Raw genomic sequence first — 21,730 nt, forward strand, 5'->3', positions numbered from 1 at the left:
CAGCAGATCCAGGCCGGCGCGGATCGCCCGGCCCACTGCGGGACGGTGCTCTGAGATGGTGGGCGACGGACGAGTCAACCGGTACGCCGAGTACCGACTCACGGGAGGCTGAGCACCATGCGAAAACTGACCTTCGGCATGAACCTGAGCCTGGACGGCTACATCGCCGCGCCCGGCGACGACCTCGGCTGGAGTGTGCCGAGCGACGAGCTGTTCCAGTGGTGGTCCGACCGGGTGGCGGCGACAGGCACGGCGCTGTACGGGCGCAGACTGTGGGAGACGATGAGTTCCCACTGGCCGACCGCCGACCAGCAGCCGGGTGCCACACCGGCGCAGATCGAGTTCGCCCGCCGCTGGCGGGACATGCCGAAGGTGGTGTTCTCCTCGACGACCAGCACGGTCGGCGAAAACACCCGCCTGGTCACCGGCGACGCGGTCACCGAGATCACCCGGCTCAAGGCCGAGGACGGCGGCCCGATGGACATCGGCGGCGCCACGCTCGCCGCAGCGGCCATGCGGGGCGGGCTGATCGACGAGTACGCGATCGTCACCCATCCGGTCCTGGTAGGTGGCGGCACGCCGTTCTTCGCGACCCTGGACAACCGGGTGGACCTGACCCTGGTGGAGACCCGGACGTTCCCGGGCGGCGTGGTCCTGACCAGGTACGAGACCAGGCGCTGAGTACTCGGATCGGCCCGGGCTTCGGGCCGATCCCAGGATCTCGCGGCACTGCGTTTCGAGGCGATCGTGATACCCGTGCCGCAGACCGCCCGGGTGGGGGCAGACACGCGGGAGCCATCCATGCCAGAACTTGCAGCCAACGACGTGCCATGCAGGACGTCACCCGGTCGAGATCCCGTCTCCCACGAAGCGTGGCGACAGCCGCTACAGGCCGTCGCCAGGCCGTCAGGCGTCGCAGGTGCGAAGATCGCATGTCGTCGGTTGTCACACGGACGGGTCCCAGGCGGCGAGCTGATCGAAGATGCGACGGTCGCCTTCGAACGTCAGCGAATCCAGCGGTATGCGGCCGTAGAAGAACAGGACCAGGTCACTGCCCGTGCCACGGGCGGAGGCGTCGGCCGTGTCGGGGTCCTCGCCGGCAGCGGGCGTGAGGTGGGCGACCTGCGCGCCGTCGGGGGAAAGCCGAAGGCGCCAGGAGTGGCCCTCGGTGGCGTGGTAATCGACGATGGCGGGGGCGTGCGGCCAGGCGACCGTCGTCGCGCAGAGGGTGAACTGGCAGTCGTCGAAACCGTCGAGGGCGACCTCCTCCGGTAGCGGCTGCGGGGCACCCACCGTGAGCTGGGCGTCGTAGGTGTACACCGCGATCTCGGGAACCTGGCGCCGCGCCCATGCACCAGAGGTTTGCGGTGACGGCGAGTCGTCCCACCACGTCCAACAACCGCGATCCGGGCCGGCCTCACGCAGCGCGCTCGTCAACTGCTCGACGGACTCGGTCCACCAGGCCAGCAGAGCCTCGCGTTCCCGAGGCGCACCCATGCCGTCCTCCCAAGCCGACTTCTCCGGAGGCGCGTCTGCGGGTCCTGCGGCGACGATTGCGGCTGATTTGCGGCGGCCCATGCCCACGTGTTGCACGAGATCGAACAGCGTCCGCTCAGGATGGGTCGGCACCTGCAGGTCGAGGCTGGGTGCTGCGGCGACCGCAGCGCGGAAGGCGGTCGACCGTTCGTTGATCAGCCGCAGATGATCAGAGAACGTGAGGATCGCATGCATCCGGTTTTGTACCACTGTGCTCCGACGACCGGACAGCGAATTTCGCAGCCGGCGCGGCGGTCGCCCCGGCACTGATACGTGCCCTTGATTGACGCACGGACAACGACATCCGCAACGCGCAGAGTCACTCGTACGGCTGCCACTCGACCAAGGTGTACATCAGCCTGCGGCGCTGCCGCCCGAGATCCTGGCCGAACGCGACCCGCTCGCCGTGCTGCGCTTCACCGCAGCGCTTGGACGCCCCGCGGTCGTTCATCTGATTGACGAGGCGATGACCCGCGAGGAGGTCACCGCGGCCCGCACCGCCCAGCCCACGCCGTACGGCCGAGAGGTCATCGTCGCCGCCCACCAGACTGGCCGCCGAGTCGCCGTCGTCTCCAAAAATCGGCTGGGTCCGTCCATGCTTACCTGGCCGCCCGCCGACTGACCGGCTACGTACACCCGGTCATCGGTCGGCCCGAGGCAGCTCCCGAAAAGATGAAGCCGGACCCGTTCCCGGTGCTGGCAGCCATCCGCGAGTTGGGCGCCGAGCAAGCGGAATGCGTGCTGGTCGGTGACTCCGCTACCGACATCGAAGCCGCCCACGCCGCCGGAATCGCCGCCATCGGGTACGCCAACAAGCCCGGCAAGCGCGAACGGTTCACCGCCGCAGAGGCAGTCATCGACAGCATGGCCGAGATGGTGGCGGCGTTCGCCGTCGACGAGCTGTAGCACCGCAACCACCGGACACGAGCGCCCCGGGAGATCATGACCGGGGCGTTCTCCTTGCCTCAGTCCTGAGTTCGACGCACACCGCGCAAGACAGCCAGGCGCCGGCGGCAAGCTAGTCCAAGTCTCCGCGCCTGGTGGCGATCCACGCCTCAACGTCCTCGGCGAGCCACACGTTGCCCATCTGGAGCGTTGCCACAGGCTCAGGGAAATCGCGTCGGTTGGTGATCTGGTAGACGCGCTGCCGGGAGACGCCGCCCAGCATGATCCGGATCTCGCCCGAACCCACCAACCGCAGCTTCTTGCCCATGACGCTGACGCTAGGCATGCGTCGACTAGGCATGTATCAAGTTGACGGACACCTAGTTCTCTAGCACTCTAGTCGTTTACTCTTAACGCATGACTAGGTTCAAGTGGTTCCAGCGCCCTGGTCAGCCGGTGGACTATGTGGCCGGTGAGCCAGTCCCATCCAAGCATCATCTGAAGGCGCAGAGGTGGATCGGCCGAGCCGCCGTCCCGGTTCCAGAACAGCCCTTGATGACCATGGCCGCCGCCTGGCGTTCGTCAAAGGCCCTCAAGCGCCTCAACCAGAGGTGATCCATGCCTATCCCTCAGTGGCGACCAGAACCCCCGTTCCCCGTCTTGATGGCCGGCTACGTCATCGACTTCCACCACTGTTCGGTCTGCTCGAAGTGCTCTGACGACGGATGCCCGCGCCTCGCGGCCGCCCGCGAGACCCTACGCGCCTGGCGAGACAGGAAGGGCCGACGTGAAGGCCGGTGACGTGTTACATCTGACCCGCACAGCCAGCCCTCAATTCGTACGACCGATCTTCTTCCGCCTTATCAAGATCCGCTCCGACCTCCACACCTACGATGGATGGACATGGCTGGACGGATATCAACTGGACAAGAAGGGCGACGCTTCAGTTCGCAGAGAACTGTACGTTCTTAAGGGAGGCGTAAAGTTGCTACATTCGCAGACAGATCCGCATACACATGCTGTAAGGAATAATGCAACAAAGAGGGCGGATCACATGTGATTCCGAGTGACCTTGCTTTCATCTCTACTGGTGATCTGCGCGAGAAGATCAGAATCTTTCGGATCAGGCGATGCCCCTGAAGCACCTTGCGGCGAATTGGGTCTAATTCTTGACGCAACCCGATCCAACCCATGCAGAGTTGCTTGCCGCAGAATTTCCTTGACTCGTCTCCTAATTTCTGGAGTTCGCTCGATACGGGGCCGTTCGAGTGGAATAAACAGCTCGTCGCCGTAGAGCTTCTCTCGCGTCACGCCTACCAGATTCTGCAATAGGCAAGCGTACAGCAACTGGTTCGCACGTCGAGTGCGACCCGTTCCAGCGGCATAGATCATCACGCCCGCCGCACATGCTGCGAAAACCAGCAATACCACCCCGTTAGAGGTTACCCTAAAGCCGAGGAAGTCGTATATTGTTAGAACTGCCGAAATCGAAAAGGCTGCCAACGGCCAGGAGACACCTTTGCGGAACTCTCCTTCCGACCGGATGCGGTCAATCTCATTGTAGAGATCCTTGTAATTTACTCGTAGCGCCACCTCAGCCTGTTCCATCCGCGCGCGGAGTCGGTCCCGCTGAGCCGCCAGATTGAATACGGCAATAGCAAACTCCACTCGAGCCGTTGATTCTTCTCTCAATTTCTGGGCCATTGCCTCGCGTGCCAACTGGGCAATGCGCTCGTCGCGACGTATGTAGAAATTTAATAGTGAAGCATCAGACGCTCGCACAATCTTTGGCTTTTCAGCCTCGCTAGCGAATGCGTAGAGGTCATGGTTGCTAACGCGAGTCGCTTCGGTCGCCTTACTTAGAGTCGCTGGAGTCATAGCCTCTAGCGCATTGTTAAGAATGTCTGGGTTTTCTCCGAACGCTAACTCAAGATCAGTCTTGAGCAGCTCTTGAAAGCTCCCGTAATCCGGTTCCGCAATTTCCCGAACTTGTCGAAAAAATGTAGCTATACGCGCCCCAAGCGACTCTAGCACCTGAAAAGTGGTGTCTTCCAGCACCTTTAGGTACGGCTCATCTTGAAGCTTCCGCCGCAGTCTCGATGCAGCTAGAGCGACATAGGATACGAATGCGAAAAGAAGGAGCAGGCTAAGCGAGACTGCCGCCCTGGTGCTACGGAAAGTAAGAAGTATCACTCCAGCAACGAAAAGCACGAAGGCGAGCGTGCATAGCCCCCAGAAGATCCTACTTAGCATCTCCAGCAAGATGCCCAGCAAGTAGACTAAGAAAAGGCCAAAAACAAGCAGGATTTGGTCGGGAAGATCCTGAAGTGGCTCTACTACGGGCTTGATCTGCGAGCTTCGCCAATCCTGCTTCGGGATTAGAAAAAAAATTAGCCACAACGTACCTGACCAAAGTAGGCCCACCGAGAATGGTGTACGCGTGTCACGTAGACCAGGAACCACTTGCGACAGGATGTTCATGGTTTCCGATTCCTCAATCCACGATCACTCCGATGCGATCTGGCAGCTTGAGACCTTATACTCGGACCCAGGTAGAGCCGATTATCAGTCAGATAACCGACATGAATCGGTAGCCTCCGCGTCGACCAGAGAACTACCCTTGGCCTGCAACATCGACGGATAGGTCGCGCTACCGGCACCTACACCCTGGCGCACGACGTGGACGTCAGGCGAATAGTTCTATCGAAGCACTGCCGAATAGCTCTTTTCTAGATCAAGGCACCGCGCTCCGCGCGGTGCGGGGCGGCAAGCCCGGCCGGCGGCAAGCCGCCCCGGCCGCCTACGGCGCCGGGGCGGTGAGCCACCGACAGCCGCCGGGACACCGCCCATCGTCGGATCTGAGCTCAGCGCGAGTTCGTCCGGGAAGAGCTGGTGAAGCGCGGCGACCGCATGCCGCAGGCAGTAATCGAGGCTGTGGCCGTCGACCCTGATCGCCGCACCATCGAGCCGCTGACCCGAAATCACCACGGTCCAGGGCTTGCGCTCCCGCTCCCCGTCGATCTTGACCAGCCCGACCAGACCCATCTCCCCCAGGTGCGCCAGCAGCTCCGGCACGCACTCATCCCACCTCATCCACGAATGGGACCACCGAGGCCGCTACGGAAGCCAGCGGGTGCGTTGGGGCTTCCGTCTGCCGCGCCAGTCCAACCCCGGGACTGGCTTGCCACCGGGTCACCCGGTCGCGGCGCCGGCCCCACCGCCGGGATGTGCCCGACCTCTACGACGGCCGGCGGCACACCGGCAGAGCCCACGCACCGCTGAAGGCCCTCAGGACGAAGCCGGGGAGCAGATCGAATTCAAGGTCTGCTGAGCCCTCGCGCAGGCCGTCCCAGGCCGTGGCCAGGCCGTCAAACGCCACCCAACGATGACCAAGGCCAACCAATTGCACCAGACAAAGCACCAGCTCAGAGCCTTGATCACGGCTCTGAGCCGGTGGGCGACGGACGAGTCGACCTGTACGCCGGATTCTGTGCGCGGCGCGTACCCCTCGCGGGATCCGCGCCGGCGGCGGCCATCCATCTCGGCCTGCCGTCGCCGACAGGCTCCTGCGGCCTACCCGCAGACATCGGGCGGGCAGCCCTCGAGCGTCTGCGCCGAGCCGTCATCTTGCGGTGACGGCCCTTTCTTGGCCTTGCTCCGGGTGGGGTTTACCGAGCCACCCCGGTCACCCGGGGTGCTGGTGGGCTCTTACCCCACCGTTTCACCCTTACCGTCCCTTATCGGGCCGGCGGTCTGTTTTCTGTGGCACTGTCCCGCGGGTCACCCCGGGTTGCCGTTAGCAACCACCCTGCCCTGTGGAGTCCGGACGTTCCTCGGCGGCGGGCCGGAGCCCGCCGACGCGACCGCCCGGTCGACTCGTCCGTCGCGCTCTCATCCTAACGACGCGGTGGCCGTGCCCATTTCCACCCCGCCACCGGGTCACCGACGGCGGCGGGGGCATCGCGCTACCAGTCCCGGACCAGTGGCTCGTCGAACAGCCGCTCGCCATGGGCCGGTTCCCGCAGCAGCCCCGAGCCGACCACCGCGCCGGTGCCGTCCACCGCGCGCAGGGTCACCCGCGCGCCGAGCGGCAGGGTGAGCACGGCGGCGCCGTCGCGTACCGGGGCGGTGGCGCGGACCCGGCCGTCCGCGACCGCCTCCACCCGTACGGCGGTCGGTCGCGGCACCACCAGCAGGCGGTCGGTGAGCACCGGGTACCCGTCGACGACGGCCGGCACCCGGACGGCGGCCACGTCGTACGCGACGGTCACCCCGGTGGCGACCAGCGGACGCCTGCCCTGCCCCGGCTCGTCCGCGCGCGGGGTGTCCGGTCCGGCCTGCCCGGCGGGGGCGAGCGCGACCAGTCCCCCACCGCCGGTGCCCACCTGGAGCACCAGCGGGCTGTCCCGCCCGGCCGTCCCGGCGAGGACCGCCTCGTCCCCGTCGAGCCGGCCCGCCCAGCGCACCTCCGGCAACGATGCGCCGACCAGCCCGCTGAGGTCCACCAGGTTGCGGTACGCGATGTCCGCGCCGCGCACCGTCGGCCATGCGGCGGTCACCGCCGGGTCGGGCCGGACGCCCGGCGCCCGCCGCCAAGCGGTGTCGATGCCCCAACCGTGCGGTTGGATCGGGCCGGCCTGCCGCAGGCGGCCGTCGCACTCGACCCGCCACCAGCCCCGGGCGAGGGTGTGCTCGACCATCAGGTGGTCACCGTCGGGTGCCGGCTGCCACCGCCGGTGCATTGCGCCGCTGAGCCGCCCCGAGCGGTCGTACGACAGGATGCAGCCGGTCGGCGCCAGCCCGAGCAGCCGGCGGTGCTCGTCGTGGCTGACGTCCAGGGCGACGAAGGGCTCCGCCGGCAGGTTCGCCTCCATGGTGCCGCCGCGCACCAGCTCCCCCGGCGGCGTGCCGGCAGCGGCCCGGAGGCTGACCAGCGCGGCGGCGGTGTCGGAGTGGTAGGCGAGGACGACGCTGCGCAGGCCGGTCGAGTCGTCCGCCCAGAGCACCTTCACGGTCGACAGTTCCGGGGCGACGGACAGCCGGTCGGTGGACCGCAGCCGCCCGGTCAGCTCGGCGAGGAAGCGGGTGTCCCCGGCCAGGTTGCCCCGGGTCGGGGAGTCGACCAGTCGCCAGGTCCACGCGGAGTCGACCGGGTGGCCGTGGATGTCGTCCGCCGTCGGGTCCGGGCCGGCGGCGCCGAGGAGACCGGGGCCGGCGAGGGTGGCCGTCAGGAGGGCGGCCAGCGCCGCGCCGAGGCTCGCGAGCCGACGCCGCCGGCGCCGCCGCGCCTGTCGCAGGAGGCGACCGTACGGGTCCTCGTCCGGCACCACCGTCGCCGCGATCCGGGCCAGTCCCACCCGGAGTTCGTCCACGCTCACGCCCGCTCCCCCATCAGCCTGCCGGTCAGCTCCGGCCGTCCGGCGACCCCGCTTCCCAGCACGTCCCTGAGCCGGGCCAGGCCACGCGCGGCCTGGCTCTTCACCGTCCCGACCGAACAGCCCATCGCCTGTGCCACCTCGGCCTCGGGCAGGTCCTCCCAGTAGCGCAGCACCAGCACGGTGCGCATCCGGGCGGGCAGCCGGTCCAACGCGGCCAGCAGTTCGTCGCGGGCGACGACGGCGTCGGCGGAGTCCGGGCCGGCCCGGTCGGGCACGGCGGAGGTGAGCAGCTCGCGCAGCCCGATCCGCCGCCACCGGCTGGTGCGCTCGTTGACCATGGCCCGGCGCACGTACGCGATCGGCTCGTCGACCCGGCGCCAGTGCCGCATCACCTTGAGCAGGGCGTCGTGCACGAGGTCCTGCGCGGCGTCGCGGCTGCCGGTCAGCAGGTACGCCGTGCGCAACAGCTCGGCGTACCTCGCCTCGACGAACTCCCGGAACTCGGCGTCATCCACGCCCCGGCCCCCCGTGTCGATCCCGCACCTCGGCTCCCTCCGTCGCGCGCCGTCGAAGGGAACGACGCGGCAGGGGCCGGGAAGGTTGAGAGAGCGGTGAGACCGAGCGTCCTCGACCGGAGCGTACTAGCCTCGGGGCACCATGGATCTCTCCGACGCCGTGCTCCTGCTCGCCGCCGGTCTCGCCGCGGGCACGGTGAACGCGGTGGCCGGCGGTGGTTCCCTGATCACCTTTCCCGCGCTGATCGCGGTGGGGCTGCCGCCCGTGCCGGCGAACGTCAGCAACTCGGTCTCGGTCTGCCCCGGCTACCTGTCCAGTGTGGCGGGCAGCCGGGTCGACCTGCCGCCGGGCCGGAAGCTGGCCGCGCTGGTGCCGACCGCCGTCGTGGGCACGCTGGTGGGCTGTCTGCTGCTGCTGGCCACCCCGGCCCGGGCGTTCGAGCTGGTCGTGCCGTTCCTGGTGCTCGGCGCGACCGCGGTGCTGGCCTTCCAGGTGCCGCTGCGCCGGCTGGTCGGGCATCCGCGCGACCTGTCGCCGCGTCGGCGTACCGTCGGCGTGCAGGCCATGGTGGCCGTCGGCGCGGTGTACGGCGGCTACTTCGGCGCGGCGCTGGGGGTGATGCTGGTCGCCGGCCTGGGCCTGGTGCTGGACGCGACGCTGGCCCGGGTGACCGCGGTGAAGAACCTGCTCTCGGCCGTGGTCGGGGTGACCACGGTGGCGGTGTTCGCGCTGTTCGGGCCGGTGAACTGGGCGGCGGTCGCGGTGGTAGCGCCGGCCACCCTGGTCGGCGGGTACGCCGGCGCCCGGCTGGTCCGCCGGCTGCCGTCGGTGGTGCTCCGGACGGTGATCGTGGCCTTCGGCACGGTGATCGGCCTCTACCTGCTCTGGCGCGCGTTCCGCTGACCGCCCGGCCCCCGGTCGGTCGACCTGGATGTACCCCGGCAGCCGCAGCCGGCCGGGCCCCTGCGCCACCGGGTGCGGTGGGCAGGGGCCCGGCCTGCCCGGTCAGGCGACCGGTTCCGGGGCGGCGTCGGCGTCCCGGTTCGGGCCGGGGGTGACCCGCGGGTCACCCTCGTCGGCGAAGTAGTCGTCGGACGCGGTGCCGTCGACCCCGTCGGCGACCTTCGCCGCCCGCAGCGCCAGCGTCACCAACGCCGCGACCACCAGGTTCACCAGGACGGCCACGATGCCCACGTAGATCGTCTTCTTGGTGTCGAAGCCGAACTCCGACAGCGGGAAGGCGGAGCCGGCGAAGTGCTTGCGGCCGGTCACCGGGTTGCCGATCTGGTAGAGCATCCACATGCCCACGCTCATGCCGGCCGCCCAGCCGGCGACCAGCGCGCCCCGGTGGAACCAACGGGTGTAGAGGCCCAACGCCACCGCCGGCAGCGTCTGCAGGATGATCACGCCGCCGATGAGCTGGAGGTCGATGGAGAACTGCGGGTCGAGGAAGACGATGCAGGCCACCGCCCCGACCTTCACCACCAGCGAGGTGATCTTGGAGACGTTGGCCTCCTGGGCCGCGGTGGCGTCCCGCTTCAGGTACTCCTTGTAGATGTTGCGGGTGAACAGGTTCGCCGCCGCGATCGACATGATCGCCGCCGGCACCAGCGCGCCGATGCCGATGGCCGCGTACGCCACCCCGGCGAACCAGTCGGGGAACTGCTGGTCGAACAGGACCGGCACGATGGTGTTGCCGTCCGTGCTGCCGGCCGTCGCCCCCGGCAGCGGCTTCACGTCGGCCGCGATGGCCATGTAGCCGAGCAGCGCGATCAGCCCGAGCAGCAGGCTGTACGCGGGCAGCGCCGACATGTTCCGCTTGATCACGTCCCGGTTCCGACTGGCCAGCACGCCGGTGATGCTGTGCGGGTAGAGGAAGAGCGCCAGCGCCGAGCCGAACGCCAGGGTGACGTACTGGAGCTGGTTGTTGGCGTTGAGCAGGACGCCGTCGTTCGGGTTCGGTGACGCGGCGAACTTCGCCTCGGCGGAGTCGAAGATCGCGCCCCAGCCGCCCAGCTTGTACGGCAGCCAGAGCACCGCCACCAGGATCACGATGTAGATCAGGGTGTCCTTGACGAACGCGATAAGCGCCGGCGCCCGCAGCCCCGACTGGTACGTGTACGCGGCGAGGATCGCGAAGGCGATGATGATCGGCAGGTGCCGGGCCAGCGCGCTCTCCCCGGTCACGCCCATCGTCTTGAGCACCGCCTCGATGCCGACCAGTTGCAGCGCGATGTACGGCATGGTCGCGACGATGCCGGTGATCGCCACCAGCAGCGCCAGCACCGGCGAGTCGAACCGGCGACGGACGAAGTCGGCCGGGGTGACGAACCCGTGCCGGTGCGAGACCGACCAGAGCCGGCAGAGCACCAGGAAGACCAGCGGGTAGATGACGATCGTGTACGGCACCGCGAAGAAGCCCATCGCGCCCGCGCCGAACACCAGCGCCGGCACCGCCACGAAGGTGTACGCCGTGTAGAGGTCACCGCCGACCAGGAACCAGGTGATCCAGCCGCCGAAGTTGCGCCCGCCCAGCCCCCACTCGTCGAGGTGGGCCATGTCGCGCGGCGCCCGCCACCGGGCCGCCACGAACCCCATCGCGCTGACCAGCAGGAAGAGCGCCGTGAAGATGATGATCTCGGTGAGATGGTCGCGCCACATCAGCGGTCCTCCTCTGATCGCGGCTGCGGGGCTCGCAGGCCCGGCTCACTCCTCGCGCTCACGGCGCCCCGCTTCTTCGTCATCTGGTACACCAGCGTCGTGGTGGCCACGCCGAGCAGGATGTAGGCCAGTTGCAGCCAGTAGAAGCGCGGGAAGCCGAGGATCCTGGGCGAGTCCGCGTTGAAGAGGGCCGGGATCAGCGGCACCACGATCGGGATGAAGAGCAACCAGTTCCAGGGGCTGTGGTCCTTCGCCCTGGACGACGCCGCCTGCGGCGTCTCCGGGTCCGGTGCAGCCATACACACCTCCGGTAAGTCGTAACTCGCCATGTGACGGCCGGAGGCTACGGCCGTGTGAGCGCGGTCACGTTCGATCGGAGGAGTCCGCTGCGCCGAACGGCCGCCAACCTGCGCCGAACGGCACAGGTCGACGGCCGGGCGGCCAGGAGATCAGCGGGCGGCGAGGTGGGCGGTGTCGTTGACCGAGCGGACCGCGACCCCGCCGTCGGGCCACATGTCGAACACCGAGATGCCGGCCGCGTCCAGGTAGAGCCGGTGCAGGAAGTCGTCGCCGGCCGCGAGGGCGTCGCGCAGCGCCAGCTTGATCGGCGAGACGTGCGAGACCACGACCACCGTCTCCCCCGGGTACGCCTCCCGCAGCCCCGCCACGGCCCGGGCGGTCCGTTCGGCGACGGTGGCGAAGGACTCCCCGCCGGGCGGGGCGACCCGGGTCGAGGCGAGCCAGGCGTCCAGCTCACCCGGCCAGCCCTCGCGCACCTCGGCGAAGGTGCGACCGTCCCAGTCGCCGAAGTCGCACTCGATCCAGTCGTCCTGCCGGCGTACCGGGAGGTCGCCCAGCGCCGCGGCGATCGCCTCGGCGGTGGCCGTACACCGGGACAGCGGTGAGCTGAGCACGGCCGCGACGGACGGGGCGAGCTGGGCCACCCGGGCGGCCGTGGCCCGGGCCTGGGCCCGGCCGGTGTCGGACAGCGGCACGTCGGCGCGGCCGGCGTAGCGCTGCTGGACGGTCCACTCGGTCTCGCCGTGCCGGACCAGGATCAGCCGGGTGGCGGTGAAGCTCGGCCGAGGCTCCCAGGAGGGCTTGACCGTCGCCGGGTCGCTGCCGCCGGTACGGGTCGCGGCGCGGGCGGCCGCCTCGCGGGCGGCGACGCGGGCCGGCGAGTCGGGAGCCGCCACCGCACGCGGCGCCTCGGCCTCGACCCGCTGGACCACTGTGCCGGCGGCGGCGTCCATCGCCGCGTTGGCCAGCGCGTCGGCGTGCTTGTTGCGCTCCCGGGGAATCCAGCTGAACCGGACCGAGTCGAAGCGGTCGACCAGCGCGGCGGCCTGCGCGGCGAGCGGGCGCAGCCCCGGATGCTTGATCTGCCAGCGGCCGGACATCTGCTCGACCACCAGCTTCGAGTCCATCCGCGCCTCGACCTCGGACGCGCCCAGCTCGGCGGCGGCCTCCAGACCGGCGATCAGCCCCCGGTACTCGGCCACGTTGTTGGTGTTCGTCCCGATCGCCTCCGAGCGTTCCGCCAGCACCTCACCGGAGTCCCGGTCCCGGACCACCGCGCCGTAGCCGGCCGGCCCGGGATTGCCCCGGGACCCGCCGTCGGCCTCGACGACGACCGCGCGCACCGCCACCGGCTACAGACCCGACTCGTTGGTGCGGACCATGATCCGGCGGCACTCCTCGCAACGGACCACGTCGTCCGGGGCCGACTTGCGGATCCGGGCCAGGTCCGCGCCGGAGAGCTCCAGCCGGCAGCCGCCGCAGCGCCCGGCGGTGAGCAGCGCCGCGCCCAGGCCGGTGTCCTCGCGGATCTTGTCGTACAGGGTCACCAGGTCGGCGGGGAGGTCGGCGGCGAGCGGCTTGCGCGCCGCCTTCTTGAACTCCTCTTCCTTGGCGATCTCGGCCAGGCTGTCGTCGCGGCGCTGCTCCGCCGCCGCGCGCCGCTCCCGCGCGTCGGCCAGCTTGGCCTCGATCCCGTCGAGGACGCCCTGCGCGGTCTCCCGCTGCTCCATCAGCTCCAGCTCGGCGTCCTCCAGGTCGCCCTGCCGGCGGTTGAGCGAGACCAGCTCGTGCTGGAGCGCCTCCAGCTCCCGGGCCGGGCCGGTGCCGGCGGCGAGCCGGTCCTCGTCCTTGCTCTTGCGGGCGCGGACCTGGTCGATGTCCTTCTCCAGCCGGGCGATGTCGCGGTCCAGGTCGTCGACGGCGACCTGGGCCCGGACCCGCTCGTCCTCCAGCGCGGACAGCTCACGCGCGAGGGCCTCCAGCTCGGCCCGCTCGGGCAGCGCCCGGCGACGGTGGGCGAGCTGGGCCAGCGAGGTGTCGATCGCCTGGAGGTCGAGCAGGCGGCGCTGGACCTGGGGTTCAGCCTTCACGGTGGGGCTCCTTGTCGTCCAGTGTGGGCGCGGCGGCGTGCACGGTCCAGGGGTCGGTGTCCAGATCGGACACCACGGTCTGCACGCCGAGGTCGGCCCGGAGGTGGGCGGCCAGGTCGTCCAGCCAGGGTCGTTCGGTCGCCCAGTGGGCGGCGTCCAGCAGGGCGGGGCCACCGGCGGCGAGGTGCTCACCGGCCGGGTGGTGCCGCAGGTCGGCGGTGAGGAAGGCGTCCACCCCGGCGGCGCTCGCCTCGGCGAGGAAGGAGTCGCCGGAGCCGCCGCTGACCGCGAGGGTACGCACCACCCGCTCCGGGTCGCCGGCGGCGCGGACGCCCCAGGCGGTGGCGGGCAGCACGTCGGCGGCGTGCCGGGTCAGCTCGGCCAGGGTCATCGGGGCGGGCAGCTCGCCGATCCGGCCGATCCCCCGGCCCGGCCCGTCGGCCGCCGAGCCCGGGGCGGGGCGGTGCAGCGGGCGCAGCCCGGTCAGCCCGAACCGGGCGGCGAGGGCGTCGGAGACACCCGGGTCCGCCACGTCGGCGTTGGTGTGCGCCACGTACAGGGCCACGTCGGCGCGGATCAGGTCGTGCACGATCCGCCCCTTGTACGTCGTCGGGGCGACCGAGGAGACGCCGCGCAGCAGCAGCGGGTGGTGCGCCACGATCATGTCCGCCCCGGCGGCGAGCGCCTCGGCGACCGTCTCCGGCACCACGTCGACCACGCAGGCGACCCGGCGTACGGCGGTGGTGGGCTCGCCGAGCACCAGGCCGACCCGGTCCCACTCCTCGGCCCAGGCCCGTGGGTACCGGCGCTCCAGCGCCGCCACCACGTCGGCCACGGTCGGTGGGGCTGCGGTTGTGCTCACGGCCGGTCAGCTTACCGGCGCGGACCGGGAAGCACGGCCACGCCCGCCGCCCGTGTTCCCCGGCACAGCCGCCACCCGTCGAGGTGGCCGGACGGACATGATCGACTCCGTTTGCGGTGTGTCGCGGTGTCCTTGCTCGCGAACACCGTGACACACCGCGAACGGTGGCTCGCCGCGGCCCGGCCCGGGTCGGCTCGCCGCGGCCCGGTCAGGCGGCCGGGGTGAGGCGGCACCGGTCGGGCAGGGCGGCCACCGCCGCCTCCCACGGGAAGGCGTGCAGGTGACGCTCCCCGGTGCCCGGCGGGTGCAGCGGGACGACGTGCTCGCCGTAGAGCACCGTGGTGCCCCACTCCCGCAGCCGGGCCAGGCCGGCCTGGAACGACGGGTGCGCGGCCATCGCGGCGTTGGTGAACGGGACCGCCACCACCGGCAGCCCCTTGCCCTGTCCCTCGATCAACAGGCCCAGCGCGAGCGTGTCGGTGATCCCCGCCGCCCACTTGTTGACGGTGTTGACCGTCGCCGGGCAGACGATCATCGCGTCGGCCGGGGGCAGCAGGTCCGGGTCACCCGCGTTCTTGTAGTGGGTGCGCACCGGGTGGCCGGTCTGCCGGGCCAGCGCGGCCCGGTCGACGAACTTCGCCCCGTCCGGCGTGGTGACCACGCAGACGTCCCAGCCGTCGCGCTGGGCCAGCTCGACGAGGCGACCGATGTGACGTGCCAGCGGCGAACCGCAGGCGATGACGTAGAGCACCTCACGGCGCTCGCTGGTGGGGTGCGGACCGCTCATCCGGCCGGCACCGCGTTCATACTCCGACTCCCATGTGCTCAGCCAACTCCGCAATCGGCGGAGGCGGCGCACCCCGTGTGCGACGCAGCACGTCCGACATCACCTCGTGCGCGATCGGCCGGCAGCGGATCTCCGAGGGGGCGAGCCGGTCGCCGCGCAGCAGCATCTCCCCGGCGTTGGCGACGTCGCCGATCTGGGCGTACCCCCGGGCGATGTCGAGCAGGTGGTGCGCGCGGCGCTCGGGCAGCAGCGCGTTGAACGCCGGCTCCGGGATGCGCTGGTGGATGTCCACGGCCCGCCCGCCGTCACCCAGCTCGACCGCGGCGGCGGCGCGGTGCAGCTCCAGGTTGGTCGGGCCGAACGAGGTCCAGTAGTGGTCCTGGTCGCTGCCGAGCATGGTGGCCGCCTCGTGCGCGCCGTTGAACAGGTCGTCCACGGTCGCCGAGTCGCCGATCCGGGCGGCGGCCATCGCGCCCTGCAGCAGCAGCATCCCGTAGACGGAGAGCCGGTCCGGCTCGGCGTCGTTCATGCCGCCGGGGGCGAGCCGGTTGGCGATGGTGACGTTCAGCTCCAGCGCGGGGCGGGCCCGGCCCATGGCGACCAGGGCGTTGCAGACCCGGGTGGTGGCCACGCCGGCCAGCAGCTGGTCGTCGGCGCGCTGGGCGACCGCCATCGACCGGTCGGCGGCGAGCCACGCCAGGTCGCACTCACCGAGCTTGCGCAGCACCGAGGAGGCGATCTGGTAGACCTGCCCGAGCAGGTGGGCGGCCTCCTTCGCCTGGTCGCCGCCGAAGCCGGCGTCGGCGGCCTGGGCGTCGCGCAGCAGCTTCGGCAGGGCCCGGGTGAGCATGCCGTAGCGGCCGTACTGGTAGGTGAGCCAGGCGTGGTTGACCGCCTTGCGCATGTCGGCCAGCGGCGGCGGGTACGGCGCGGCGTCGAAGTACGCGCTCATCGAGTCGTACCGCTCCAGGGCGGCCCGGATCTCCTGCACCTCGATCTGGTCGATGCAGTTGAGCGCGTCGGTGCGCCGCTCCGGGTCCTTGCCGAGCAGCAGTTGCACGTCGACCTGGAGGATGTCGGCGATCTCGTAGAGGACGGAGAACTTGTCGAGCCGGCGCACGCCCCGCTCGACCTTGTCGACCCAGCTCTTGGACTTGCCCAGCCGGTCGGCGAAGACCTGCTGGGACATCTTGCGCCGCCCGCGCCAGTAGGCGACCCGCCGCCCTATGGGTAGCTCGTCCATCCCCTGCTCCTCCCCCTCGTCAGCCGTCCGGTGGATCACCCGGCCGACCCCCCGCGGGCGCGGCGGTCCGTCCGAATCAGGTTTTCGCTGGTCGCACAGGTTGTGCGTCAGCCGTACGGCCAGTCCTCGTACTTTTCGTGCAAGTTGCACGAGCCGTTCGACAGCTCAACGATCGCGGGTTACGGCAGTGACGGCGCTCGACATGTTGCCTGACGGGACGTTCGTTCGGGGCGAGGGGAGATCAGGAGAATGTGGGGGAACGTCGGACCGCGGGTCGCTCAACTGTCGTCGATCGAACGGGTCCGGCTGCGCCGGATCGCCGTGCGGTACGCCGTGCACGGCTGGGAGGTGACCCCCGGCGCCTGCCTGGCCCGCAGCCGCTTCGTCTGCGGCCGGGCCGGCTGCCCGACCGTCGGCTGCCACCCCGCCCTGGAGGACTGGGAGCACGCCGCCAGCGCCGACCCGGCCCGGGTGGCGACCTGGTGGCGCAGCCGCCCGCACGGGGTGCTGCTGCCCACCGGACGCGCCTTCGACGTGCTGGAGGTGGCGGCACACCTCGGCCGGCACGTCCTCGACGCGATCCCGTCGCACCCGGCCGGCCCGGGCGTGCGCGGCCCGGTGCTGGTGACCCCGACCGGCCGGTGGATGTTCCTGGTCCGCCCCGGCGACCCGCTCCGCCCCGAACTGGAGCACTGCTTCCACGTCGTACGCCACGGGCCCGGCTCGTGGGTCGCCGCCCCGCCGACCCGGCTGCCCGAGGGCCCGGTCCGGTGGGCGGTCGCCCCGGAGCAGGCGCGCTGGCGGCTGCCCGACTCGTACCTGGTGCAGAACACCATCGTCGAGGCGCTGCGGGCCACCGGGGTGACGCTCACCCCGGACCTGCTCCCCGGCCAGCTACCGCTGCCCCGCCGGGGTCACTGATCCGACTCCACGAGGTCCGACAGCGACCCGCCCGGCGGCCGGGTCGTTGAACCGGTGACGGCGCGCTCGCGCCAGGAGCGGGGGTACGAGATGTCCAGGGACGACGCGGCACGGCACCCCGGCGGCGCCGAACCGCCACCGCACCACCGCCGGCCGTACCGCTGGTCGGGCACCCGCCCGGGCGGATCCCGCCCGGAACGCGCCCGCCCCTCGGCCACCCACCCCGCCGGCACCCGCCGCCCCGCCCGCTGACCCTCCCCCACCACCGCCGCCTGGCCGCGCACTTTCAGAGAAAGTGGCGCTATTCCGCCGTCGTTAGCCACTCTTTCTCTGAAAGTGCAGCGGGAAGGGCGCGGGGTGGAGGCAGCGGGAAGAGGGCGGGGTGGAGGCGGGTCAGGGGGCGAGGGGGAGGGCCGTGGAGTGGAGGAGGCGGGCGTCGTCGGTGACGACGGCGTGCAGGTGGCCGTCGAGGCGGTCGAGCCAACCGACGCCGGACTCCCCCATCGCCATCGCGGCGGTCGCGTACGCGTCGGCCAGGCCCAGGTCCGCCCCGACCACGGTGACCGAGCGCAGTCCACGGGCCGGCACACCCCGGCGCGGGTCGTGGACGTGGTGGCCCCGATGCTGCACGCCGGACGTGGCGACCGCCAGGTCGGTGCCGGCGAGCACCAGGCAGGTAGCCGTCGGGTCCCACGGGTGCGCGACGCCGATCCGCCACGGCAGTCCGGTCGGGGACAGCCCGCGCACCACCACGTCGCCGCCGGCGTTGAGGCAGTGGTTGCCCGCCCCGGCGGCGACCAGCCGGTCCGAGGCGACCTGCGCCGACCAGCCCTTCACGTAGCCGGACGGGTCGAGCCGGCCGGTGGCGTACGCGTCGAAGAACCCGTCGGTGGCCCGCCACAGGTCGGCGCAGCGGTCCAGCACCGCCCGCAGGTTGGCCGACGCCTCGGCCGGCGCCAGCTCGCCCCGGTCGAGGCGGCACACCTCGCTGTCGTCGCGCCAGGTGCTGAACCGGGCGTCGACCTCGCGCAGCCAGTCGAAGGTCTGCTCGGCCAGCTCGTGCAGGGTCGCGGCGGGCAGGTCGTCGGCCAGGTCCAGGCTGATCGCCGTACCCATGATCTGCGCGACCCGGCGCAGGCCGGGCCGGACCGGCGCCACCGGCACCTCAGCGGGCCCGGTCGATCGCGGCCTGCAACGACCGCTGGTACGCCTCGCTGGTAGCGGTGGCGTCGGAGACGGTGTCCAGGTCAGCGCTCTGCCGGCGCACCACCTCGCCGGACGTCCCGCTGTAGGTGGCCTGCACGTTGTCGCTGCGCTGCCCCGACTGCCCGCTCTGCGGCAACCCGATGCCGGTGGCGTTGACGATGCGGGTGCCGGAGAGGGTGATCTGGACCGACAGGGTGCCGTACTCGTAGCTGACCTGCGGGCCGCTGACGGTGCGCAGGGTGGGCCTCGGCGCGCTGGTGGTGGGGGCGGGCGCCGCCGGTCGGGGGGCGGCGGTGTCGGCCCGGGCGGTCGGGCTCCGCTTCGCCCCGTCGGTGGGGCGGGCGGACGGGGCCCGACCGGAGGCGGCCGGGGTGGGGGTGGCCTCGGGCCGCGCGGACGGGTCGGCGGGGGCGGGGGCGACGGGTGGCTGCGCGACGGCGGCGACCTGGCCGGCCCCCGGGGGGCCCTTGAGCACCACCAGGGCGGTGGTGCCGGCGGCCAGGCCGGTGATCGCGAGGAGCGCGCGACGCATCTGGGGTGCCTCTCTACAGCTCGAACGTGGCGAGGTGGATCTGCCGGCGGGGCACGCCCGCGGCGCGCAGCGCCCGGACCGACTCCTGGACCAGGCCGGCCGGGCCGCAGAGGTAGACGTCGCGGCGGGCCACGTCCGGCACCAGGCGGCGCAGCCCGTCCGGGCTCATCACCTGCCGGGGGCCGGGGTCGTCGCGGGAGCCGATCACGTACCAGACGGAGGTGTGCCGGGCCTGGGCCAGCCAGTCCAGCTCCTGGTGCATCAGCACGTCGGCGGGGGTACGGGCGCGGTAGATGAGCGCGGCGCCGGGCGGCAGCTCCTCCAGCATCGCCCGCAGCGGCGCGATGCCGCTGCCGCCGGCGATCAGCAGCGCCCGCTCCCTCGTCCGGTGGGCGGCGGTGAAGGTGCCGGACGGGCCCTCCGCCCAGACGCGGGTGCCGGGGTCGAGGTCGCGCAGGTCGGCGGTGTGCGTGCCGACGACCTTGACGGTCAGCCGCAGCCAGCGGCCGTTGGCCGCGGCGGAGAGCGAGAACGGGTGCGACTGCCACCAGCAGCCCCGGGCCAGGAAGCGCCAACGGAAGTACTGCCCGCCGAGCATGTCGATCTGGTTGAGCCGCCGGCCGGTCAGGTAGATCGAGATGGTGTCCGGGCTCTCCGCCACCACGTCGGCCACGCTCAGCCGGTGCCGCAGGTTGAAGCGCAGCGGGGCGACCACCCGCCCCCAGAGCAGGGCGGCGAGCACCAGCAGGTAGGCGGCGATCCAGCCGGTGCGCACCGGTCCGGGCGGGTGCAGCTGCGCGCCGTTGCTGAACTGGTGGCCGAAGCCGAGCAGCAGCGCGGCGTAGCTGGCCAGGTGCAGGTGGTACCAGAGTTCGTAGGGCAGGACGGTGCGGATCGCCCGGACGCCGGTGACCCCGACCAGCACCATGACGCCGGCGGCGACGAACGCGGAGAGCATGTCCTCGTAGTCGCGCAGCAGCACGCCCACCTCGCCGAGCACGGACTGCCCGTCGGCCTCGGCGTAGGCGACCAGCAGCAGCGACAGGTGGGCCAGCACCGCGACGAGCAGGGTGGCGCCGAGGTCGCGGTGCAGGCGGGAGATCCGTTCGCCGCCGACCCAGCGTTCCAGCACGCCGAGGCGGCTCATCATCAGCACCTGCACCAGCAGCAGGTAGCCGGCGACCAGCCCGGTGATCCGCCCGGCGGCGGTGAGCAGGTCGCCGGTGTCCTTCATCGACCCGGCCGGGGTGTCCAGCCACCACGGCAGCACGGCGGCCACCAGGCCCGTCCAGAAGAGCAGGGCCAGGGCCCGCCGGCCGCCGGGCCCGCGTCGCGGCGGCGCCGGCGTCGGGGGTACGGGGGCAGCCGAACGGCCGCCGTACGGGGAACTCGTCCCGGTACGACGGCCGGCGGCCCAGGTGTCCTGGTACGTCACGCGTACAGCTTCATGGGGGTGTACTTCTGCCTCGGGAAGATCTTGTCCACCTCGGCGTTGGTCAGGCCGAACCGTCCCTGCGCCACGCTTCCGTAGACGTTGAACATGTTGTTGTACTCGGGTACGTCGCCGGAGTCCAGATCGTTCAATCCGTTCCAGGCGCCGAGCAGCGAGCCGGCGAGCTTGCGGCCGGACAGGATGGTCACCACTCCGCCGTGGCCGTGGTCGGTGCCGCCGCCGTTGGAGGCGACCCGCCGGCCGAACTCGCTGGAGACCATGACCGTGACGTCGGCGGCCTGCTCACCGAGGTCGGTGAAGAACGCGGCCAGCGCTTTGGCCAGTTCGTTGAGCCGCCGGTGCAGCTGCCCGCCGGGACGGGTGCCCTGGTTCTCGTGGGTGTCGTAGCCGCCCATGCCGACCGTGGCCACCCGGACGTTCGCCCCGCCCTTGATGAGCTGGGCGAGCTGCTGGAACGCGGAGCCGACGCCCTGGTACTCCACGCCCGCGGCCGGCTGGTACGGCCGGGCCGACAGCTTCTGCGCGGTGCTCAGCGCCGACATGCCGTCGAGCACCGCCTCCTGGACCGGGTGGTTGATCCCGGTGAACAGGCCACGGATCGCCTTCTCGGTGGCCGCCCGGTACTTCTCGTCGCCGTTGAGCCGCAGCGAGCCGACGTTGTTGATCGAGAGCGCGCCGTTGGTGCCGACCAGCGACCGGGGCAGCGTGCTGCCGATGCCGACGCTGCGGAACGCGGTGCCCTTGCCGAGCGCGTCGACCAGGCTGTCCAGCCAGCCCCGGCCACCGGTCTCGCCGGGCAGGCCGCCGAGGTTGCAGGCGTCGGCGGCCTGGAAGTGGCTGCGGGACAGCCGCTCGTCGGAGACCGCCGGGACGAACCCGAGCTGCCCGGCCCGCAGCCACTTCTCCAGCGGCGCGAACGCGCTGGTCAGCTTGAAGCCGCGGCCCAGCGCCAGCGAGTCGTCGCCGAGCAGCAGGTCGGGGCGGGCCTTGGCCAGCACCGGGTCCTCGGCGGGGGCGACCAGGCTCAGCCCGTCCAGCCCGCCGTAGAGGAAGACGTGGATCAGGGTGCCGGTCTTCGTCGCGGCGAACGACGCGGAGGTGGTGACGAACTGGGCGGTGGCCAGCGCGGTGGCGGTGGCGGCGGCGCCGGCGACGAAGGTCCGCCGGGTCACCCCCCGCCCGTCCTGCTGGGCCTCCTCCAGGTCCTCCAGCCGGCGGTAGCGGTCCCGTTCGGCGGCGTTCTCGGCGGCGACGACGTCGGCCTCCGCGCGCAGCAGCGCCTCGGCCGGGTCGTCGGCCAGCCGCCGCACGTCGGGGCATTCGGGGTGCAGGGGGAACGAGTGCACAGTCTTCTCCATCG

General features: G+C 71.2%; 22 protein-coding genes, 1 other RNA gene and 1 pseudogene. 6 read left to right on the plus strand and 18 right to left on the minus strand.

Annotation, left to right across the window (positions count from 1 at the left end; all coding sequences use genetic code 11):
- The first annotated feature begins 117 nt into the window (after positions 1–117).
- Positions 118–681 carry a dihydrofolate reductase family protein gene (locus GA0070614_RS08355; RefSeq protein ID WP_088975414.1) on the plus strand — a complete coding sequence of 188 codons (564 nt, stop codon included), beginning with the start codon at positions 118–120 and terminating at the stop codon, positions 679–681.
- Between the two features lie 264 nt (positions 682–945).
- On the opposite strand, the gene GA0070614_RS08360 is transcribed toward GA0070614_RS08355, so the two are convergent.
- Entirely contained in the window at positions 946–1,731 is a 786-nt protein-coding gene (locus tag GA0070614_RS08360) for a maleylpyruvate isomerase family mycothiol-dependent enzyme (RefSeq protein ID WP_088975415.1), read from the minus strand.
- An 88-nt stretch (positions 1,732–1,819) separates the two neighbouring features.
- On the opposite strand from GA0070614_RS08360, the gene GA0070614_RS31070 reads away from it, so the two are divergent.
- Positions 1,820–2,158, plus strand: a complete 339-nt coding sequence (locus tag GA0070614_RS31070) for a hypothetical protein (RefSeq protein WP_231933582.1) — start codon at positions 1,820–1,822, stop codon at positions 2,156–2,158.
- A gap of 20 nt (positions 2,159–2,178) precedes the next feature.
- Positions 2,179–2,442, plus strand: coding sequence for an HAD-IA family hydrolase (locus tag GA0070614_RS31075; protein ID WP_231933670.1), 264 nt, complete (start codon positions 2,179–2,181; stop codon positions 2,440–2,442).
- 112 nt (positions 2,443–2,554) lie between these two features.
- Here GA0070614_RS31075 and GA0070614_RS08370 read toward each other — a convergent pair whose 3' ends face one another.
- The 6 genes from GA0070614_RS08370 to GA0070614_RS08395 all read right to left on the minus strand — a co-directional run bounded on the left by GA0070614_RS08370 (position 2,555) and on the right by GA0070614_RS08395 (position 8,314).
- Positions 2,555–2,749, minus strand: coding sequence for a helix-turn-helix transcriptional regulator (locus tag GA0070614_RS08370; RefSeq protein WP_408630742.1), 195 nt, complete (start codon positions 2,747–2,749; stop codon positions 2,555–2,557).
- Between the two features lie 722 nt (positions 2,750–3,471).
- Complete coding sequence (locus GA0070614_RS30155; protein WP_157744962.1) at positions 3,472–4,902, minus strand: hypothetical protein; 1,431 nt, start codon at positions 4,900–4,902, stop codon at positions 3,472–3,474.
- 219 nt (positions 4,903–5,121) lie between these two features.
- Positions 5,122–5,496, minus strand: coding sequence for a hypothetical protein (locus GA0070614_RS31080; protein ID WP_231933583.1), 375 nt, complete (start codon positions 5,494–5,496; stop codon positions 5,122–5,124).
- A gap of 386 nt (positions 5,497–5,882) precedes the next feature.
- Positions 5,883–6,300, minus strand: an RNA gene (rnpB, locus tag GA0070614_RS08385) — RNase P RNA component class A.
- A gap of 86 nt (positions 6,301–6,386) precedes the next feature.
- Entirely contained in the window at positions 6,387–7,799 is a 1,413-nt protein-coding gene (locus GA0070614_RS08390) for a hypothetical protein (RefSeq protein WP_157744963.1), read from the minus strand.
- Positions 7,796–8,314 carry a SigE family RNA polymerase sigma factor gene (locus GA0070614_RS08395; protein ID WP_088975419.1) on the minus strand — a complete coding sequence of 173 codons (519 nt, stop codon included), beginning with the start codon at positions 8,312–8,314 and terminating at the stop codon, positions 7,796–7,798. Before GA0070614_RS08395 ends, GA0070614_RS08390 begins: the two co-directional genes overlap by 4 nt.
- A 142-nt stretch (positions 8,315–8,456) precedes the next feature.
- Here GA0070614_RS08395 and GA0070614_RS08400 point away from each other — a divergent pair, with 142 nt between their 5' ends.
- Positions 8,457–9,218 carry a sulfite exporter TauE/SafE family protein gene (locus GA0070614_RS08400; protein WP_088975420.1) on the plus strand — a complete coding sequence of 254 codons (762 nt, stop codon included), beginning with the start codon at positions 8,457–8,459 and terminating at the stop codon, positions 9,216–9,218.
- A gap of 102 nt (positions 9,219–9,320) precedes the next feature.
- Here the strand turns inward: GA0070614_RS08400 and mctP are convergent, their stop codons facing one another.
- The 7 genes and pseudogenes from mctP to GA0070614_RS08435 all read right to left on the minus strand — a co-directional run bounded on the left by mctP (position 9,321) and on the right by GA0070614_RS08435 (position 16,258).
- A complete protein-coding gene (gene mctP / locus GA0070614_RS08405) occupies positions 9,321–10,976 on the minus strand; it encodes a monocarboxylate uptake permease MctP (protein ID WP_088975421.1) in 1,656 nt (551 codons plus the stop codon).
- A 65-nt stretch (positions 10,977–11,041) separates the two neighbouring features.
- Positions 11,042–11,275, minus strand: a pseudogene (locus GA0070614_RS08410) (DUF3311 domain-containing protein); the annotation flags it as partial.
- A 150-nt stretch (positions 11,276–11,425) separates the two neighbouring features.
- Positions 11,426–12,625, minus strand: coding sequence for a bifunctional RNase H/acid phosphatase (locus GA0070614_RS08415; protein ID WP_088975422.1), 1,200 nt, complete (start codon positions 12,623–12,625; stop codon positions 11,426–11,428).
- Between the two features lie 3 nt (positions 12,626–12,628).
- A complete protein-coding gene (locus GA0070614_RS08420) occupies positions 12,629–13,366 on the minus strand; it encodes a zinc ribbon domain-containing protein (RefSeq protein WP_088975423.1) in 738 nt (245 codons plus the stop codon).
- Positions 13,356–14,228, minus strand: coding sequence for a Nif3-like dinuclear metal center hexameric protein (locus tag GA0070614_RS08425; RefSeq protein ID WP_088975424.1), 873 nt, complete (start codon positions 14,226–14,228; stop codon positions 13,356–13,358). Before GA0070614_RS08425 ends, GA0070614_RS08420 begins: the two co-directional genes overlap by 11 nt.
- A gap of 208 nt (positions 14,229–14,436) precedes the next feature.
- A complete protein-coding gene (locus tag GA0070614_RS08430) occupies positions 14,437–15,015 on the minus strand; it encodes a flavoprotein (RefSeq protein ID WP_088975425.1) in 579 nt (192 codons plus the stop codon).
- Between the two features lie 16 nt (positions 15,016–15,031).
- Entirely contained in the window at positions 15,032–16,258 is a 1,227-nt protein-coding gene (locus GA0070614_RS08435; RefSeq protein WP_088975426.1) for a helix-turn-helix domain-containing protein, read from the minus strand.
- A gap of 249 nt (positions 16,259–16,507) precedes the next feature.
- On the opposite strand from GA0070614_RS08435, the gene GA0070614_RS08440 reads away from it, so the two are divergent.
- On the plus strand, positions 16,508–17,179 hold the full coding sequence (locus tag GA0070614_RS08440; protein WP_088975427.1) for a bifunctional DNA primase/polymerase: 672 nt from the start codon (positions 16,508–16,510) through the stop codon (positions 17,177–17,179).
- 90 nt (positions 17,180–17,269) lie between these two features.
- Positions 17,270–17,431 (plus strand): hypothetical protein, encoded by a 162-nt coding sequence (locus GA0070614_RS30525; RefSeq protein WP_172892395.1) that lies wholly within the window; start codon positions 17,270–17,272, stop codon positions 17,429–17,431.
- A 141-nt stretch (positions 17,432–17,572) separates the two neighbouring features.
- On the opposite strand, the gene GA0070614_RS08450 is transcribed toward GA0070614_RS30525, so the two are convergent.
- The 4 genes from GA0070614_RS08450 to GA0070614_RS08465 are packed head-to-tail and all read right to left on the minus strand — an operon-like array spanning position 17,573 to position 21,728.
- Positions 17,573–18,295, minus strand: a complete 723-nt coding sequence (locus GA0070614_RS08450; RefSeq protein WP_088979321.1) for an FAD:protein FMN transferase — start codon at positions 18,293–18,295, stop codon at positions 17,573–17,575.
- 49 nt (positions 18,296–18,344) lie between these two features.
- A complete protein-coding gene (locus tag GA0070614_RS08455; protein WP_088975429.1) occupies positions 18,345–18,917 on the minus strand; it encodes an FMN-binding protein in 573 nt (190 codons plus the stop codon).
- 13 nt (positions 18,918–18,930) lie between these two features.
- Positions 18,931–20,352, minus strand: coding sequence for a ferredoxin reductase family protein (locus GA0070614_RS08460; protein ID WP_088975430.1), 1,422 nt, complete (start codon positions 20,350–20,352; stop codon positions 18,931–18,933).
- Positions 20,349–21,728: a DUF1501 domain-containing protein gene (locus GA0070614_RS08465; RefSeq protein ID WP_088975431.1), complete on the minus strand. Its 1,380-nt coding sequence runs from the start codon at positions 21,726–21,728 to the stop codon at positions 20,349–20,351. Before GA0070614_RS08465 ends, GA0070614_RS08460 begins: the two co-directional genes overlap by 4 nt.
- Positions 21,729–21,730: the final 2 nt, after the last annotated feature.

This window comes from Micromonospora coxensis (genome assembly GCF_900090295.1).
Lineage (GTDB): Bacteria > Actinomycetota > Actinomycetes > Mycobacteriales > Micromonosporaceae > Micromonospora > Micromonospora coxensis.

Excerpts from the sequence above, each read along its gene's own strand:
- GA0070614_RS08355 (WP_088975414.1), top strand. The coding sequence starts at position 118 with ATGCGAAAACTGACCTTCGGCATGAACCTGAGCCTGGACGGCTACATC.
- GA0070614_RS08360 (WP_088975415.1), bottom strand. The coding sequence starts at position 1,731 with ATGCATGCGATCCTCACGTTCTCTGATCATCTGCGGCTGATCAACGAA.
- GA0070614_RS08370 (WP_408630742.1), bottom strand. The coding sequence starts at position 2,749 with ATGGGCAAGAAGCTGCGGTTGGTGGGTTCGGGCGAGATCCGGATCATG.
- GA0070614_RS30155 (WP_157744962.1), bottom strand. The coding sequence starts at position 4,902 with ATGAACATCCTGTCGCAAGTGGTTCCTGGTCTACGTGACACGCGTACA.
- GA0070614_RS08400 (WP_088975420.1), top strand. The coding sequence starts at position 8,457 with ATGGATCTCTCCGACGCCGTGCTCCTGCTCGCCGCCGGTCTCGCCGCG.
- mctP (WP_088975421.1), bottom strand. The coding sequence starts at position 10,976 with ATGTGGCGCGACCATCTCACCGAGATCATCATCTTCACGGCGCTCTTC.
- GA0070614_RS08430 (WP_088975425.1), bottom strand. The coding sequence starts at position 15,015 with ATGAGCGGTCCGCACCCCACCAGCGAGCGCCGTGAGGTGCTCTACGTC.
- GA0070614_RS08435 (WP_088975426.1), bottom strand. The coding sequence starts at position 16,258 with ATGGACGAGCTACCCATAGGGCGGCGGGTCGCCTACTGGCGCGGGCGG.
- GA0070614_RS08440 (WP_088975427.1), top strand. The coding sequence starts at position 16,508 with ATGTGGGGGAACGTCGGACCGCGGGTCGCTCAACTGTCGTCGATCGAA.
- GA0070614_RS30525 (WP_172892395.1), top strand. The coding sequence starts at position 17,270 with ATGTCCAGGGACGACGCGGCACGGCACCCCGGCGGCGCCGAACCGCCA.
- GA0070614_RS08450 (WP_088979321.1), bottom strand. The coding sequence starts at position 18,295 with ATGGGTACGGCGATCAGCCTGGACCTGGCCGACGACCTGCCCGCCGCG.
- GA0070614_RS08455 (WP_088975429.1), bottom strand. The coding sequence starts at position 18,917 with ATGCGTCGCGCGCTCCTCGCGATCACCGGCCTGGCCGCCGGCACCACC.
- GA0070614_RS08465 (WP_088975431.1), bottom strand. The coding sequence starts at position 21,728 with ATGGAGAAGACTGTGCACTCGTTCCCCCTGCACCCCGAATGCCCCGAC.